Genomic DNA, 15,097 nt, shown 5'->3' with positions numbered 1-15,097 from the left:
AGGCCGGAATGACAACCGTCTATTCGAAGAACGAGGAGACCTCGTCTCTTCCCGAAACCCCGGAGGCCCGGCATCACCGGCTCCGGTGGGTGGTGCTGGGTGTCCTCGCCCTGGCCCAGCTGATGGTCGTGCTCGACGCCACCATCGTCAACATCGCACTCCCCCACGCACAGTCGTCGCTCGGATTCGACAACGCCGACCGTCAGTGGATCGTGACCGCCTACGCCCTCGCCTTCGGCAGCCTCCTGCTCCTCGGCGGCCGCCTGTCGGACCTGTGGGGCCGCAAGAACACCTTCATCATCGGGCTCATCGGCTTCGCGGTGATGTCGGCGGTCGGTGGCGCCGCGGTGAACTTCACCATGCTGGTCGCCGCACGCGCCGGTCAGGGCGTCTTCGGCGCACTGCTCGCCCCGGCCGCACTGTCGCTGCTGACCACGACGTTCGTCGACCCCGATGAACGCGGCAAGGCCTTCGGCATCTTCGGCGCCATCGCCGGTGGTGGCGGCGCGCTGGGCCTGCTGCTCGGCGGCATGCTCACCGAGTGGGCCGATTGGCGCTGGTGCCTGTATGTGAACCTGGTGATCGCGGCCATCGCCCTGGTCGGCGCCATCCTGTTCCTGGCCCCGCACAAGGCCGAACACCGCCCCAAGCTCGACATCCCCGGCGTCCTGACCGTCTCGGTGGCACTGTTCTCCATCGTCTACGGCTTCTCCCACGCCGAGACCCACGGCTGGTCCGACTGGGCCACCCTCACCTGGCTGGTGGTCGGTGCGGTACTCCTCGGCGTCTTCGTCTGGCTGCAATCGCGCACCGAGCATGCCCTGCTGCCGATGCGGGTCATCACCGACCGGACGCGCGCCGGCTCCTACCTCGCGGTCTTCATCGTCGGTATCGGAATGTTCGGGATCTTCCTGTTCCTGACCTACTACCTGCAGCAGAACCTCGCGTTCAGCCCGATCCGGACCGGACTGGCGTTCCTGCCGATGATCGCCGCCCTCATCCTCACCGCCACCACCTCGACCGCGGTCCTGCTGCCGCGGTTCGGGCCGCGCTGGCTGATGACCGCGGGCATGCTCATCGCCGCAGGTGGCATGGTGTATCTGACCCGGCTGAGCGACTCGAGTTCGTACACCACCGACATCCTTCCGGCACTGATCGTCATGGGCCTGGGCCTCGGTGCGTCGATGGCTCCGGCGATGCAGGGCGCCATCTCCGGTGTGCAACCCCAGGACGCGGGCGTGGCATCGGCGACGGTCAACACGATGCAGCAGGTCGGCGGATCCGTCGGCACCGCATTGCTGTCCACCATCGCCTCCAGCGCGGCGGCGGGCTACGTCACCGATCACGCCGCACACACGGCGAACCTGCAGCAGCTGTCACTGATGGCCGCGGTGCACTCCTACACGGTGGCGTTCTGGGTCGCCGCAGCAGTCTTCGCGGCCGGCGGCGTCATGTCCGCCGTGGTGATCCGCAGCGGTAAGCTGCCCGCCACCCAGGGGGACGAGATGGTCGTCGCACACTGACATGAGACATCGGCAATCCTGAGCCACGTCGTGCCCGGCATGAGACGACGGCCCGGCCATCATCACGATGGCCGGGCCGTCTGTCTGATCGACACGCTTCGTCGTCGGAGCACCTCGCCGCACCATGCGCGAGCATGCGGTGCACAGTGGCGCAATGCCTGGCGCACAGAATGATTGGAGCGATGTGTCGGGTTCGGCTCGTCGCCGGGCCGGGCCGGTGGCCATCCATACCCGCGCGTCGATGTCCACGACCTCGACGTGGAGCGGGTAGCGTACCGCGGAAAGCGATCCGTTGCCGCGGACCCGCCCGAGGCCCGGTGGGCAGGAGGATGACGCACGCCATGGGAAGCCCCGCCGACCGCAGCGGTTCCGTTCTGGGTGACTACACCCTGCAACGGCTCCTGGGTCGCGGCGCGATGGGCGAGGTCTACCAGGCCCGGGACGAACGTCGTGGACGCACCGTCGCCCTGAAACTCCTGGCCCAGCAGTACGCGGGCGACGCGATGTTCCGCGAACGGTTCCTGCGTGAATCCCGGATGGCCGCCCAACTCAACGATCCGCACGTCATCCCCATCCACGATTGGGGCGAGATCGACGGGCTGCTGTTCCTGGACATGCGGATCGTCTCCGGTGGCACGGATCTGCGGCATCTGCTCGCCGGCGGGCCGCTGGCACCCGAGCGTGCGGTGTCCATCGTCGAACAGGTCGCTCAGGCACTCGACGCGGCGCACGCCGCCGGGCTGGTCCACCGGGACGTCAAACCGGACAACGTCCTCATCGACAGCGGTGACTTCGCCTACCTCGTCGACTTCGGCCTCGCCCAGACCACCACCGATCCGCGGTTGACCGAAACCGGTGCCGCGGTCGGATCGTTCGCCTACATGGCCCCCGAACGTTTCGGCGCCGGCAACATCGCCACCCCGGCCACCGACATCTACGCGTTGACCTGTGTGCTCGTCGAATGCCTCACGGCCGCCGCGCCGTTCGGGGCGGGAGATCTCCAGGTACTCGTCGCGGCCCACCTCAACCAGCCACCGCCCGTGCTGGGCAGCCCGTTCGACTACGTCATCGCCCGCGGGATGGCCAAGAATCCGGCCGATCGTTTCGTCACCGCCGGGCAGATGGCGCAGGCGGCCCGCGAGGCGCTCGAGGGCCGCGTGTCGGTGCCACCGCCGGTGGCCGTCCCACCCCCGCCCATGCCGCGGTCCGCCCCGGCGGGGGTACTGCCACCGATCACCCATATTCCGCCGGTGACACCGGGCGCGATGAACCCCGGCCCGGTCAACCCCACACCGGCCGGCTACCAGCCGCCGCGCCGACCCACCGATCCGGCGACGACCCGCGCCGCCATCATCGGCGGCGCGGTCATCTTCCTGGTGTTCATCGTGTTGATCGTCGGGGTGCTGGTGGCCACCTTGTCGTGACCGGCTCCCTCGATCAGAGTCGGCAGCTCAGTTCGACGGCGGACGGGTTCGGAGTGCGGTGCCGACGCCACGGCACCACGACAGGTTCGGTAACCGTGAGCCGGCTGTCAGCGCCCGGGACCCGGCCACCTCAGGCCCGCTGCGGCGTCTCGGGCGGGATCGCGGCGAGCAGCCTGCGGGTGTAGTCGGTCGCCGGGTCGTGCAGAATCCCTGTGGCCGGACCACTTTCGACGACCCTGCCGTTCTGCATGACCGCCACGGTGTCGCTGATCTGCTCGACGACGGCGAGGTCATGCGCGATGAACAGGTAGGTCAGACCTTTCTCGGCCTGAAGACGTGCAAGCAACTCGAGGACCTCGGACTGCACCGACACGTCCAGCGACGCGGTCGACTCGTCGAGGATGAGAACCTCCGGGTCGGAGGCGAGAGCCCTTGCCAGACAGACTCGTTGACGTTGCCCGCCGGACATCTCGTGCGGGTAGCGACGCAGATACGAGGCGTCGAGGCTGACGTCGCCGAGCAGTTCCTCCGCACGCTCGCGCAGTGCGCCCTTGCCGGAGACCTGGCCGTGGGTCCGCAGCGGTTCGGCGATCGAGGCCGCCACCGTCATCCGCGGATCGAGCGAGGCACCCGGGTCCTGGAAGACCATCGACACCCGTCGACGCAGCACCGCGGCATCGTGACCGCGCACGCCGACCGCGTCGATGGTTCGGCCGTCGACCCGCACATCGATGCTTCCGCGCACCGTCGTCCCGCCGCCGGAGGTGATCAGCCCGGTGAACACGCCGGCGATGGTCGACTTCCCCGATCCGGATTCGCCGACGATACCCAGGGTGGTGCCTTGTGCCACATCGAGATCCACGTCGCGCACCGCATGCAGGGTGTCGCGACCCGTGGTGCGCCGCACGGTGAAATCGACGCCGAGGCCGCGCACACTGACCAGTGCGGGCGACGCGTCTCCGGTCTCGGATTCGGGTTCGGCGCGATCGCCGACCTTGCTCAGCAACGGCCGGGATTCGAGCAGTGTTCGCGTGTACTCAGCACGCGGGTTCGCGAAAACCTCGTCGACCGAGCCTGTTTCGACGACGGAACCCGAGCGCATGACGAGGACGCGGTCGGCGATGCGTCCGATGACGCCGAGATCGTGGCTGATCCACACCACCGCCATCCCGCGTTCCCGCTGGAGTTCGGCGACCAGGTCGATGATCTGGGCCTGGGTGGTCACGTCGAGTGCGGTGGTCGCCTCGTCGGCGATGAGGATCTCCGGGTCACAGGCGAGTGCAATGGCGATCATCACCCGCTGGCGTTGCCCACCGGACAGCTGGTGCGGGTAGGCGTGCAGTTTGCTCTCCGGATCAGGCAGATTCACATCGCGCAGGAGTTGCAGCGCCCGTTCTCGCGCTTGCGATTTGGTGAGTTTCAGGTGCCGACGCAGCCCCTCGGTCAGCTGCGATTCGACGGTGAGCAGCGGATTGAGACTCGACGACGGGTCCTGGAAGACGAATCCGACGCGGGATCCGTGTACCGCGCGCAGCGTCGCGTCGGAGGCGCCGATGACCTCGGTGTCGCCGATGCGCGCCGACCCCGAGACATGCGCGCTCGGCGCGTCGAAGAGTCCAGTGGCCGCCAGCACCGACAGGGACTTACCCGATCCACTCTCGCCGACGATGCCGAGGGTCTCCCCCTTGGCGACACCGAAGCTGTTGCCGTGCACGATCTCCCGTGGCCCCACGCCGACGACGAGGTCGGTGACGGTCAGGACCGTCTCGGCCGAGTCGTCGGTGCCGTCCTCGGGGACCGGGGTAACCCTCGCGCGGGCCACCGTGGGGCGGCGCCGCTTTCCGCGGTTGCGGAGCAGGGTGCGTTGGCGCGGGTCGAGGACGTCGCGGACACCGTCGCCGATGAGGTTGAACGCGAAGACGGTGAGCAAGATGGCCAGGCCGGGGAACACTCCCATCCACCAGGCGCTGGTGATGAATCCCTGTGCGTCGTAGAGCATCCGGCCCCATGACGGCTCCGGTGGCTGCACTCCGAGGCCGAGGAACGACAACGCCGCCTCGCTGAGGATCGCGAACGCCAGCGAGATGGAGGTCTGCACGACCACCGGACCCGAGATGTTGGGCAGCACATGGCCGAACACGATGCGTGGCGTTCCGACACCCATCGTGGTGGCGGCCTGCACGAACTGCGTCTGACGCACCCGCAGGGTGTCGGCGCGGGCCACCCGGGCGAAGATCGGGATGTAGACGATGCCGATCGCGATCATCGCCGAGGTGACACCGGGACCCAGGATCGCCACGATCGCCAAGGCCAGCAACATGACCGGGAAGGAGAAGACGACGTCGACGATGCGCATCAACACCGTGTCGACCACACCACCGACGAAGCCGGAGAACATCCCGAGGATCACACCGACGATCAGCGAGATCGCCACCGCCACGACGGCCACCCGCAGACTCACCGAAGCGGCGAGCACGACGCGTGAGAACACGTCACGGCCGAGGTCGTCGGTACCGAACAGGTGCGACCAACTCGGTGCCGCGAGCGCGTCGGGCACGTCGATGTCGTTGGCGCCGTAGGGCGCGATCCACTGCCCGAAGAGCGCGCAGATGATCACGACGAGGATCACGATGAGCCCGGCGACCGACGCCCGGTTGCGCAGGAACAGTCGCCAGGCCGAGTCGGTGGGTTCCGTCGCTGCGGCGGTGGGCTCGTGGGGGGTGGGCTCGTCGGTGGCGGGCGGGTTGGTGGCGGTCATGACAGTCGAATCCTGGGATCGATGACGGCGTAGAGGATGTCGACGACGAGGTTGATGATCAGGAAGATCGCGGCGATCAGCAGGATGGCGCCCTGCAGGACCGGGTAGTCGCGGGCGGCGACCGAGTCGTAGACCAGGCGTCCGAGTCCGGGCCAGGCGAAGACCACCTCGACGACGATCACACCACCGAGCAGGGTGGCCAGTTGGATGCCGGAGATGGTGAGCACCGGGACCAGTGCGTTGCGTCCGATGTGGGAGACGAGGATTCGCCTGCGGCTGAGCCCCTTCGATTCGGCGGTCATGACGAACGGCGAGTTCGCGGCGTCGAGGATGGCGGTACGTACGTAGCGGGTCATGATGGCGCCGGTGACCATGCCGACGGTGATCGCCGGGAGCACCAGGTGTTCGATCCACGGTACGAACCCGGCCGAGATTGGCCGGTATCCCGCCGACGGTAGCCATCCCAGCGCGGTCGAGAAGACCGCGATGAGCAGGATGCCCATCCAGAAATCGGGCACCGAAATACCGAACTGGGACACCACGCGAATACTGTTGTCGGCCAACCGGCCTTCACGCAGCGCCGCCCAGGTGCCCAGTGGGATGGCGATCACCAGGGCGACGACGATGGCGGCCAGGGCGAGGGCGATGGTCGCCGGCAGTCGCGAGAGCAGCAGGTCGGTGACCGATTCGCCGTCGCGGAAGCTGACGCCGAGGTCGCCGGTGAAGACATTGCCGATGTAGTGGACGAGCTGGGTCAGGGGTGGCTGATCGAGTCCGGATGCCTGACGTAGCGAGTCGTAGGCCTCCGGCGTGTACCGGGTACCCAGGGCGATGCGGACCGGATCACCGGGCACCACCTGGATCAGCAGGAACACCACCACGATCACGCCCAGCAGGACGATGGCGGTGTAGAGCAATCGCAGCAGGATGAAACGCACCAGCGGCCAACCAAATCCGTTCATACGGCCTGACTCCGATCCAGGTGTGCGCCACGGAAGCGGATCGCCTTGTCGGATCGGACGGTGTAGTCGCGCAGGGCGCTGCTGTAGGCCTGATTCGCCGACGGGTTGTACAGGTAGAGGTAACTGACGTCGTCGGCGATGTGGGCGGCGGCGTCGGTATAGATCTGTTTGCGCCGGGCCATGTCGAGTTCGACGCGGCCGGCGTCGAGGAGGCGGTCGACGTCGGGGTTGGCGTACTTCTGTGAGTTCGACGTTCCCTGCGAATGATGTTGGGCGTAGTAGTAATCGTCCGGATCGAGATTGCCGAGCCAGCCGAGCAGGAGTGCGTCGAAGGCACCCTGCGATTGGCGGTCGAGCCACACACCGAAGTCGAGTTGCTCGATGGTGACGTCGATGCCGACGTCGGACAGGTTGGAGGCGATCACCTGCGCGGCGGTCACCGTTTCTGGGTATTCGGTGGTCACCATCAATCCCATCGGCAGGGAGCCCACCCCGGCCTGCTTCAGCAGGTCGCGCGCCTTGTCGGTGGCGCCGTCCCGATCCAATCCGTCGGTGTAGCGGCCATATTCGGCGAACCACGGACTGGTCTTCGGTATGGCCAGCTGGTTGGGGGTGGCTGTGCCGTAACCGACGACCTGCGCGATGGACTTGCGGTCGATGGCGTACGCGACGGCCTGACGAACCCGCGTGTCATCGAAGGGCTTCTTGGCGAAGTTCATTGCCACGTACCAGTAGTCGTTGGCGACCACACTGCCGACGACGACGCCGTCGGTACTCTCCAGAATCCGGAGTTGTTGAGCGGGAATGGAATCGGTCCAGTCGATCTCACCGGAACGCAGCGCCGAGACGGCCGTGGTCTGCTGGGAGATGAAACTGTAGGCGACGCCGTCGACCCTCGGCGCACCACCCCAGTAGCCGGGGTTGGCCTTGAGGACGATCGAGGTCCCCGGTGAGCCCGAGTCGTAGGAGAACGGGCCGGTGCCGATCGGGTGGGTGGCGATTTGTCCGGATTCGACGTTGCGGCGGTTGACGATTGCCACTCCCTTGAAGCTGCCGATGGTGGACAAGAGATTCGGGCTCGGTGCCGTGGTCGTGATGACCACGTGCTGGTCATCGGGTGCGGCGATGGTGGCGATGTTCTCCAATCGCCATGCGCTGGACAGATCTTGATCGATGATGCGGCGATAGGAATACACCACGTCCTGGGCGGTCAGCGAATCACCGTTGTGGAAACGGACATTCGGCCGAAGAGTGAATGTCCAGATGGTGGCGTCCGGGCTGACCTGCCAGGACTGCGCCAGCGCCGGTTGCATCTCGAGTTTCTCGTCGGGTTCGACGAGAGTGTCGAAGACGTTCTCCAGCACCTCGAATGAGAAGTACGAGCTGGTCTTGTGCGGATCGAGTTGATCCGGCTCCCCGGCGATCGCCGCCCGAATCGTGTTGTCCGAGCTCGCCACACCGGACCCGGACGGCGCACAGGCGCCGAGTACCGTCGCGCCGGCCACGCCGACACCCGCGCCCGCCGCCACGGAAAAGAAGCGGCGACGACTCATCCCGGCAGTGAGGAAGTGGGCGGAATCGACTGATGACCTGCACGTTCGGTGCTCCGAGGTCATTGCGACAGCGATCCCTTCCGCGCCGAAGCACTTGTGGACGTTGCCTTTCACTCTGCCCGCGGATGGATCGCTGTGCAACCTCGGCGTGTCACATCATGGGATCGGCGAGCAAGGCCGACCCCAGGAAAGCCGTGAACGAATCGACGAGCACTCCACCCTCGGCCGGCCCACGACAAGTGCGACATCCCGAGTCACCCGCTCGGTCAACGACTTCTCCGCGACTCCGTCGCCCGCCATGCCCCGCGGCAACAACGCCACCCCAAGACCGCGGCCGACGAGCCCGACGATGGAACCGAACTCGGTGATCTCAATGGCGATGGCCGGTTCGAAACCCGCCCGGCGACAAAGATCTTCGGTGAGGCGGCGCAGATGATAGCTGGGTGGGTTCGCAATGAAGGTCTCATCGTGCAACTGCGTCAACGACAGACGCGGCGCACTACACAGCCGGTGATCATCCGGCAGCACCGCCACAATCTCCTCTCACCCGAGGTGAGGTCGACGACGAGCTGTTGTCCGTGAGCTTGCTTGTGGTGCAACGTCACCCCGCGATGACGATGCCGGTAGGCGGCGAGGATCTCCGGGATCTCGCCGGCCCCCATGGTGAGCGGGAACCCGAAGCCCACGGTTGCGTGGTCGGGGTCGACGTCGGTCACGGCACCGCGGCCAACGCCCGAGCGCGCGGCGTCAGCGCGACCGATCGTCCTTGGGTGACCAGCAATGGGAACCCCAGAAGCCGTTCGAGCGCGTGTAAACGGCGACTCGTCGACGACTACGGAACTCCGAGTGCGCGCTGCGCCGGCGGGCTGGCAGTGAGTCTGCTGCAACGAGCCCGGGTGGACGAGGTTCGCGGTTATGGTGTGTTGCCGGTCGGCGCCACCTTCCTGCGAACGTCGAAACCCCCGATGGTCGGACGTCACGCGAGCAAGGTGTACGGCCAGGCCCCCATCGGCGCCCCACCGATGTCGGCCGATGAGGACCGGACGATCGCCGGTCTCCTGGGGCGCCTCCCCTGGAGCATCGACGGCCGTACCCATCATGTTCGACCCGTACGCCGGGCGTTCGGCGGCGAGTGGGAACTTCCGTGGCGCAACGTGATCGACGATGCGGCCCCCGCCTTTGAGTATCCCCTGACCACTGCGGCAGGGGTCGCCGAAGCGATCGCAGTGACAGCGATCGCTCCGGCTCACCTGACGGTTCGTCGCGGATATCAGACGTTCGCGGCGTCTGCGTCCCGACGAGGCAGCACCCATCCCGGCCGTGGGAAGTGGCAGGTATACCCGTTGGGGTAGCGCACCAGGTAGTCCTGATGCTCGGGCTCGGCCTCCCAGAACGGGGCCGCCGGCTCGATCGTCGTGACCGCCTTGCCCGGCCACAGTCCGGACGCGTCGACGTCGGCGATCGTCTCCCGTGCGATGCGCTCCTGCTCGGGTGTCACCGGAAAGATTGCCGACCGGTAGCTGCTGCCGATGTCATTGCCTTGGCGGTTCGTCGTGGACGGGTCGTGGATCTGGAAGAAGAACGCCAAGATGTCGCGGTAGGTCGTGCGTGCCGGATCGAAGACGATCTCGACGGCTTCCGCATGTCCGGGGTGATTGCGGTAGGTCGGATGATCATTGCTGCCACCGGTATAGCCGACGCGGGTCGCCAGAACCCCGGGTTGCCGACGGATGAGGTCCTCGACGCCCCAGAAGCATCCGCCGGCAAGGACGGCGGTCTCGGTTCCGGGAGTGGCGGTGATGTGTCCGGTGTCGTTGGGGCCACTGGTCATGATGGATCCTCCTCGGTGGTGGTTGCTGTTTCGGTCATCATCGGGTCGTCGAGCAGACGCCGGAACTGCCCGTACCCCTGCTCCTCGAGTTCGGCGACCGGGATGAAGCGCAGCGCCGCCGAGTTCATGCAGTAGCGCAGGCCGCCGTCGGTGCGCGGGCCGTCGGTGAAGACGTGACCGAGGTGGCTGTCGGCGTGGGCCGAACGCACCTCGGTGCGGGACATGAACAACGTGCGGTCGGTGCGGGTGGTCACCGCGTCGTCGCTGATGGGGCGGGTGAAACTCGGCCAGCCGGTGCCACTGTCGTACTTGTCGGTCGAGGCGAACAACGGCTCGCCGGAGACGACGTCGACGTAGATGCCGGGCTCGTGGTTGTCCCAGTAGGCGTTGCGGAACGCCGGCTCGGTGCCGTCGCGCTGGGTGACGCGGTATTGGTCGGCGGTGAGACGGCTCACGGCCTCGGGGGTACTGCGGTAGTCGGACACTTCTCTCCTCTCCGGTGCGCCGCTGGCTGCGGCGTCATAGAGAAGAACAGCGGGGCGTCCCGATTTGGTCCCGGGGTCTGTTGATCGAAGGAGACACCGTCCCACGCGGAGTTTTCGCAACCAAGCCCGGTCAGGTCGTGAAGGTCGGCGGGTGACCCATTTGCCTTACCCCGTCCACCGCCTCGTTGTCTTGTGAACCGCGGCGCGTCACGCGACGCTCGTCGCCGCGGTGGGAACGAGTGAGGCTGCGGACCTCCTCGGCATCTCGACTCAAGCTGTGCTCGATCGTCTTCGCGTGGCCCGATCTGATCGGGCTGAAAGATGGTCGGCAGTGACGGTTGCCGGTGTGGCGGTTCCGGGCAGACACGGCGCGCGGACATCTCGACGGCAGCACTCCGAACACCACGGACGCCATGTCGAACCCTGTTGAACCGAGTACCGCCGCGGCGGGCACGCACTGAGGCGACCACGTGCCGGTCCGATTCCGGGCCACCAGTGTCGGCAGACCCGCAGCGCGGCGAGTAACGCCAGAACCACGATGACTGTGAATACGGTTGTCTGCTGGGCGATTTGAGTGGTCACCTCGAAAACCCTGTTCGCCCGCGCTGTACCCCCACGCCCACGCGGTCATTGCAAAGCGAGCGTGACCACGCAGCAACCGCGTCAACGAGAACCGGACGCGTGAACCGCATCGGGGTGCACGGAGGGCGCACGGACCACATCGAGAGTTCGTCTGCACCCGCATCTACCTGCGGATACGTTGTTGCTCCCCCACCAGGACTCGAACCTGGAATGCCTGAACCAAAATCAGAAGTGTTGCCGATTACACCATGGGGGAATACTGCGGACACGATTGTGCCACAGGCACCGCGCGTGCTCTGCATCGATTCCCGCTCGCTCGTTTGCTACCCACGCACCTCGTATCGGTGCGCGGGAAGCAAACGGTTGCGCGGGAGCCGCCGAGCTCAGTCCTTCGGGCCGCCGGCGACGTAGATCACCTGGCCGGACACGAAGCCCGCACCCTCGCTGATGAAGAACGACGCGGTGTGCGCGATGTCCTCTGGGACGCCGGTGCGGTTGACCGGAATCTGGCTGGCGGCAGCCTTTTTGAAGTCCTCGAAGGGCACGCCGACGCGGGCGGCGGTGGCCGCGGTCATCTCGGTTTCGATGAAGCCGGGGGCGATCGCGTTGGCGGTCACACCGAACTTGCCCAGTTCGATGGCGAGGGTCTTGGTGAAGCCCTGCATGCCGGCCTTGGCGGCGGAGTAGTTGGCCTGACCGCGGTTTCCGAGCGCCGAGGTGCTCGACAGGTTGACGATGCGGCCCCAGCCGGCGTCGACCATGTGCTTCTGCGCGGCCTTGGTCACGTTGAACGCACCGCGCAGGTGGACGGCCATGACGGCGTCCCAGTCGTCGACGGTCATCTTGAACAGCAGATTGTCGCGCAGAATGCCAGCGTTGTTGACGACGACGGTCGGCGGGCCGAGCTTCTCCACGATGGTGTCGACGGCCGCCTTCACCGACTCCTCGTCGGCGACGTTGGCGCCCACACCGATCGCGGTGCCACCGGCGTCGGTGATGGCCTTGACGGTGTCGGCGGTGGCCGCCTCGTCGAGGTCGAGCACGGCCACGGCGAGGCCGTCGGCGGCGAGTCGCTTGGCGACGGCCGCTCCGATGCCGCGGGCCGATCCGGTGACTATTGCTGTCTTCTGTGCGCTCATCGACTTCCCTTCATTGGTGTTCGTCGAGTGTGATGTGAGTCCCTTTGGTTCTATCAGGCACGATGCGCGGCGGGGTACGGGGTCCGACCCGACCACAGATGTCGCTACTATCGGGCCGTTGCCGCGCTGCAAGGCAGCACCTGGCCGCCGCACACACCGTGCGCCGGGCCGGGCCGCCGAGAGGACCGGAGGCCTCCTTTGACATCGACGTCACCCACGACCGCCGTCATCGTTCTCGCGGCCGGTGCGGGCACCCGCATGCGGTCCAAGACACCCAAAATCCTGCACACCCTGGCCGGACGGACCCTGCTCGGGCACAGTCTCGATGCCGCCGCCGGAATCTCCCCGGCGTATCTCGTCACCGTGGTCGGACATGAACGTGAACTCGTCACCGACGAGGTCACCCGTGTCGGTGAACGCCTCGGGCAGACGATCCTCACCGCCGTCCAGGACGAACCGCACGGCACCGGACACGCCGCGCAGGTCGGACTGAGTGCGGTGCCCGACGACTTCGACGGCACCGTCGTCATCACCGCCGCCGACGTCCCACTGCTCGATCCCGACACCCTCGCGACGCTGGTGGACGCGCACACCGCCGACGGTGGCGCAGCGGTCACGCTGACGACGTTCGTCGCCGACGATCCCACCGGCTACGGACGCATCGTCCGCGACCGGGACGAATCGGTCCAGGCCATCGTCGAACACAAGGACGCAACCCCCGAACAGCTGGCGATCACCGAGGTCAACGCGGGTGTCTACGCCGCCGACGCCGCCACCCTGCGGGCCGCACTCGGCGAACTGTCCAATCACAACTCCCAGGGCGAGTACTACCTCACCGACGTCGCGGAGATCGCCCGCACGAGGGGCGAGGTGGTCCGCGCGTTCACCGTCGACGACCCGATGCTGGTCGCCGGCTGCAATGACCGCGCCCAGTTGTCCGAACTCGCCACCGAACTCAACCGTCGCATCGTGCGGCGCCACCAGCTCGCCGGTGTGACCGTCATCGACCCGGCCACCACCTGGATCGACGTCGACGTCACCATCTCCGCCGATGTGACCATCGACCCGGGAACCCAGCTACACGGGCGCACCACGATCGCCGAAGATGCCGTCGTCGGCCCGGACACCACTCTCACCGACGTGGTGATCGGTGCCGGCGCCCACGTCATCCGCACCCACGGCAGCGACGCGGTCATCCACGACGGCGCCTCCGTCGGCCCCTTCGCCTACCTGCGGCCGGGCACCGAACTCGGTCCGCACGGCAAGATCGGCACCTTCGTGGAGACCAAAAACGCCGTCATCGGCGCGGGCTCGAAGGTGCCGCACCTGACCTACGTCGGCGACGCCCGCATCGGTGACGAGTCGAACATCGGCGCATCGAGCGTGTTCGTCAATTACGACGGGGTGAACAAACACCAAACGGTGATCGGTTCGAATTGCCGCACCGGGTCTGACAACATGTTCGTCGCACCCGTGCAGGTCGGTGACGGCGCGTACACCGGTGCGGGTACCGTCGTGCGGGAAAACATCCCGGCCGGCGCACTCGCGGTGTCGGCGGGCGCACAACGCACGATCGAGGACTGGGTGATCCGGAAGCGGCCCGGAACCGCGGCGGCCACGGCCGCCGAAGCGGCCGGCGAGCAACCTTCACCCCCGACCACCGACTGACCGAGCACGACCCACCAGCCCCACCTCGAGTAGAAGAGTTTTCATGACCTGGACCACCGACAACCAGAAGAACCTGATGCTGTTTGCGGGGCGTGCGCACCCGGATCTCGCGCAAGCCGTCGCCGACGAGCTGGGCATCAAGGTGACGCCGCAGACGGCGCGCAACTTCGCCAACGGCGAGCTGTTCGTGCGTTTCGAGGAGTCGGTGCGCGGTTCGGATGCCTTCGTGCTGCAGAGCTGCCCGGCACCGCTCAACGAGTGGGTGATGGAGTCGCTGATCATGATCGACGCCCTCAAGCGCGGCTCGGCCAAACGCATCAGCGTGATCCTGCCCTTCTACCCCTACGCCCGCCAGGACAAGAAGCACCGCGGTCGTGAGCCCATCTCCGCTCGCCTCATCGCGGACCTGATGAAGACCGCCGGCGCCGACCGCATCATCACCGTCGACCTGCATACCGACCAGATCCAGGGTTTCTTCGACGGCCCGGTCGATCACATGCACGCCCTCGGGCAGCTCTCGGATTACGTGCGCGGCAAGTACGGCACCGACAACATCGCCATCGTCTCCCCCGACTCCGGCCGCGTGCGAGTCGCCGAGAAGTGGGCCGACGCCCTCGGCGGCGCCCCGGTGGCGTTCATCCACAAGACCCGTGACCCGATGGTCGCCAATCAGGTTGTCGCACACCGCGTCGTCGGCGAGGTCGAGGGCCGCACCTGTGTGCTCATCGACGACATGATCGACACCGGCGGCACCATTGCCGGTGCGGTGAGCAAGCTCAAGGACGCCGGCGCCGGTGACGTCATCATCGCCACCACTCACGCGGTGTTCTCCGACCCGGCCGCCGAGCGGCTGGCCAACTGCGGTGCAACCGAGGTCATCGCCACCGACACCCTGCCGATCCCGGAGGAGAAGCGGTTCGAGCAGCTCACCGTGCTCTCCATTGCCCCGCTGCTCGCCCAGACCATCCGTGAGGTGTTCGAGAACGGATCGGTGACAAGTCTTTTCGACGGCATCGCCTGACGCCGGGCGCATCTGAGCTCATCGGGACCGACGGGCCCGGGGGGGGCGGAAAGAGTAGGGGCCGCGCCGCGGCGGGGGGGGCCCCCCCCCGCCCGCCCAGCGACGGTAGTAACAGAAAACCCGCCCCCGCCCGAACCCAACCCCCGGCCCG

13 protein-coding genes, 1 tRNA gene and 1 pseudogene are annotated in these 15,097 nt (G+C 67.0%); 5 read left to right on the top strand and 10 right to left on the bottom strand.

Going from position 1 to position 15,097, the window contains the following annotated elements:
* Positions 1 to 8: 8 nt before the first annotated feature.
* Together ACWDPV_RS14175 and ACWDPV_RS14170 are read left to right on the top strand one after the other, a co-directional pair.
* A complete protein-coding gene (locus tag ACWDPV_RS14175; protein WP_449743492.1) occupies positions 9 to 1,523 on the top strand; it encodes a DHA2 family efflux MFS transporter permease subunit in 1,515 nt (504 codons plus the stop codon).
* 341 nt (positions 1,524 to 1,864) lie between these two features.
* Positions 1,865 to 2,947: a serine/threonine-protein kinase gene (locus tag ACWDPV_RS14170; protein ID WP_449743491.1), complete on the top strand. Its 1,083-nt coding sequence runs from the start codon at positions 1,865 to 1,867 to the stop codon at positions 2,945 to 2,947.
* A gap of 130 nt (positions 2,948 to 3,077) precedes the next feature.
* On the opposite strand, the gene ACWDPV_RS14165 is transcribed toward ACWDPV_RS14170, so the two are convergent.
* From ACWDPV_RS14165 to ACWDPV_RS14140, 6 genes are all read right to left on the bottom strand, one after another.
* Positions 3,078 to 5,705, bottom strand: coding sequence for a dipeptide ABC transporter ATP-binding protein (locus ACWDPV_RS14165; RefSeq protein ID WP_449743490.1), 2,628 nt, complete (start codon positions 5,703 to 5,705; stop codon positions 3,078 to 3,080).
* On the bottom strand, positions 5,702 to 6,667 hold the full coding sequence (locus tag ACWDPV_RS14160; RefSeq protein WP_449743489.1) for an ABC transporter permease: 966 nt from the start codon (positions 6,665 to 6,667) through the stop codon (positions 5,702 to 5,704). The genes ACWDPV_RS14165 and ACWDPV_RS14160 overlap by 4 nt, the downstream gene beginning before the upstream one ends.
* A complete protein-coding gene (locus ACWDPV_RS14155) occupies positions 6,664 to 8,220 on the bottom strand; it encodes an ABC transporter substrate-binding protein (RefSeq protein WP_449743488.1) in 1,557 nt (518 codons plus the stop codon). Before ACWDPV_RS14155 ends, ACWDPV_RS14160 begins: the two co-directional genes overlap by 4 nt.
* A gap of 156 nt (positions 8,221 to 8,376) precedes the next feature.
* A complete protein-coding gene (locus ACWDPV_RS14150; RefSeq protein ID WP_449743487.1) occupies positions 8,377 to 8,754 on the bottom strand; it encodes a LysR substrate-binding domain-containing protein in 378 nt (125 codons plus the stop codon).
* Positions 8,700 to 8,936 (bottom strand): hypothetical protein, encoded by a 237-nt coding sequence (locus ACWDPV_RS14145; RefSeq protein ID WP_449743695.1) that lies wholly within the window; start codon positions 8,934 to 8,936, stop codon positions 8,700 to 8,702. The genes ACWDPV_RS14150 and ACWDPV_RS14145 overlap by 55 nt, the downstream gene beginning before the upstream one ends.
* Complete coding sequence (locus ACWDPV_RS14140) at positions 8,933 to 9,013, bottom strand: hypothetical protein (RefSeq protein WP_449743681.1); 81 nt, start codon at positions 9,011 to 9,013, stop codon at positions 8,933 to 8,935. Before ACWDPV_RS14140 ends, ACWDPV_RS14145 begins: the two co-directional genes overlap by 4 nt.
* 64 nt (positions 9,014 to 9,077) lie before the next feature.
* On the opposite strand from ACWDPV_RS14140, the pseudogene ACWDPV_RS14135 reads away from it, so the two are divergent.
* A pseudogene (locus tag ACWDPV_RS14135) lies at positions 9,078 to 9,248 on the top strand (malate:quinone oxidoreductase); the annotation flags it as partial.
* 242 nt (positions 9,249 to 9,490) lie between these two features.
* Here ACWDPV_RS14135 and msrA read toward each other — a convergent pair.
* The 4 genes from msrA to ACWDPV_RS14115 all read right to left on the bottom strand — a co-directional run bounded on the left by msrA (position 9,491) and on the right by ACWDPV_RS14115 (position 12,257).
* Positions 9,491 to 10,051, bottom strand: coding sequence for a peptide-methionine (S)-S-oxide reductase MsrA (msrA, locus tag ACWDPV_RS14130; protein WP_449743486.1), 561 nt, complete (start codon positions 10,049 to 10,051; stop codon positions 9,491 to 9,493).
* Positions 10,048 to 10,536: a peptide-methionine (R)-S-oxide reductase MsrB gene (gene msrB / locus ACWDPV_RS14125; RefSeq protein ID WP_449743485.1), complete on the bottom strand. Its 489-nt coding sequence runs from the start codon at positions 10,534 to 10,536 to the stop codon at positions 10,048 to 10,050. Before msrB ends, msrA begins: the two co-directional genes overlap by 4 nt.
* Positions 10,537 to 11,302: 766 nt before the next feature.
* Positions 11,303 to 11,374 (bottom strand) — tRNA-Gln (locus ACWDPV_RS14120).
* A gap of 127 nt (positions 11,375 to 11,501) precedes the next feature.
* A complete protein-coding gene (locus ACWDPV_RS14115; protein ID WP_348802903.1) occupies positions 11,502 to 12,257 on the bottom strand; it encodes an SDR family oxidoreductase in 756 nt (251 codons plus the stop codon).
* 198 nt (positions 12,258 to 12,455) lie between these two features.
* Here ACWDPV_RS14115 and glmU point away from each other — a divergent pair, with 198 nt between their 5' ends.
* Complete coding sequence (glmU, locus tag ACWDPV_RS14110) at positions 12,456 to 13,925, top strand: bifunctional UDP-N-acetylglucosamine diphosphorylase/glucosamine-1-phosphate N-acetyltransferase GlmU (RefSeq protein ID WP_449743484.1); 1,470 nt, start codon at positions 12,456 to 12,458, stop codon at positions 13,923 to 13,925.
* Between the two features lie 43 nt (positions 13,926 to 13,968).
* Positions 13,969 to 14,946 carry a ribose-phosphate diphosphokinase gene (locus ACWDPV_RS14105; RefSeq protein WP_449743483.1) on the top strand — a complete coding sequence of 326 codons (978 nt, stop codon included), beginning with the start codon at positions 13,969 to 13,971 and terminating at the stop codon, positions 14,944 to 14,946.
* Positions 14,947 to 15,097 lie beyond the last annotated feature (151 nt).

It is taken from the genome of Gordonia sp. NPDC003504 (assembly GCF_053587995.1).
Note: the sequence above shows the minus strand (reverse complement) of the source record. Positions and strands in the feature narration are given on the sequence as shown.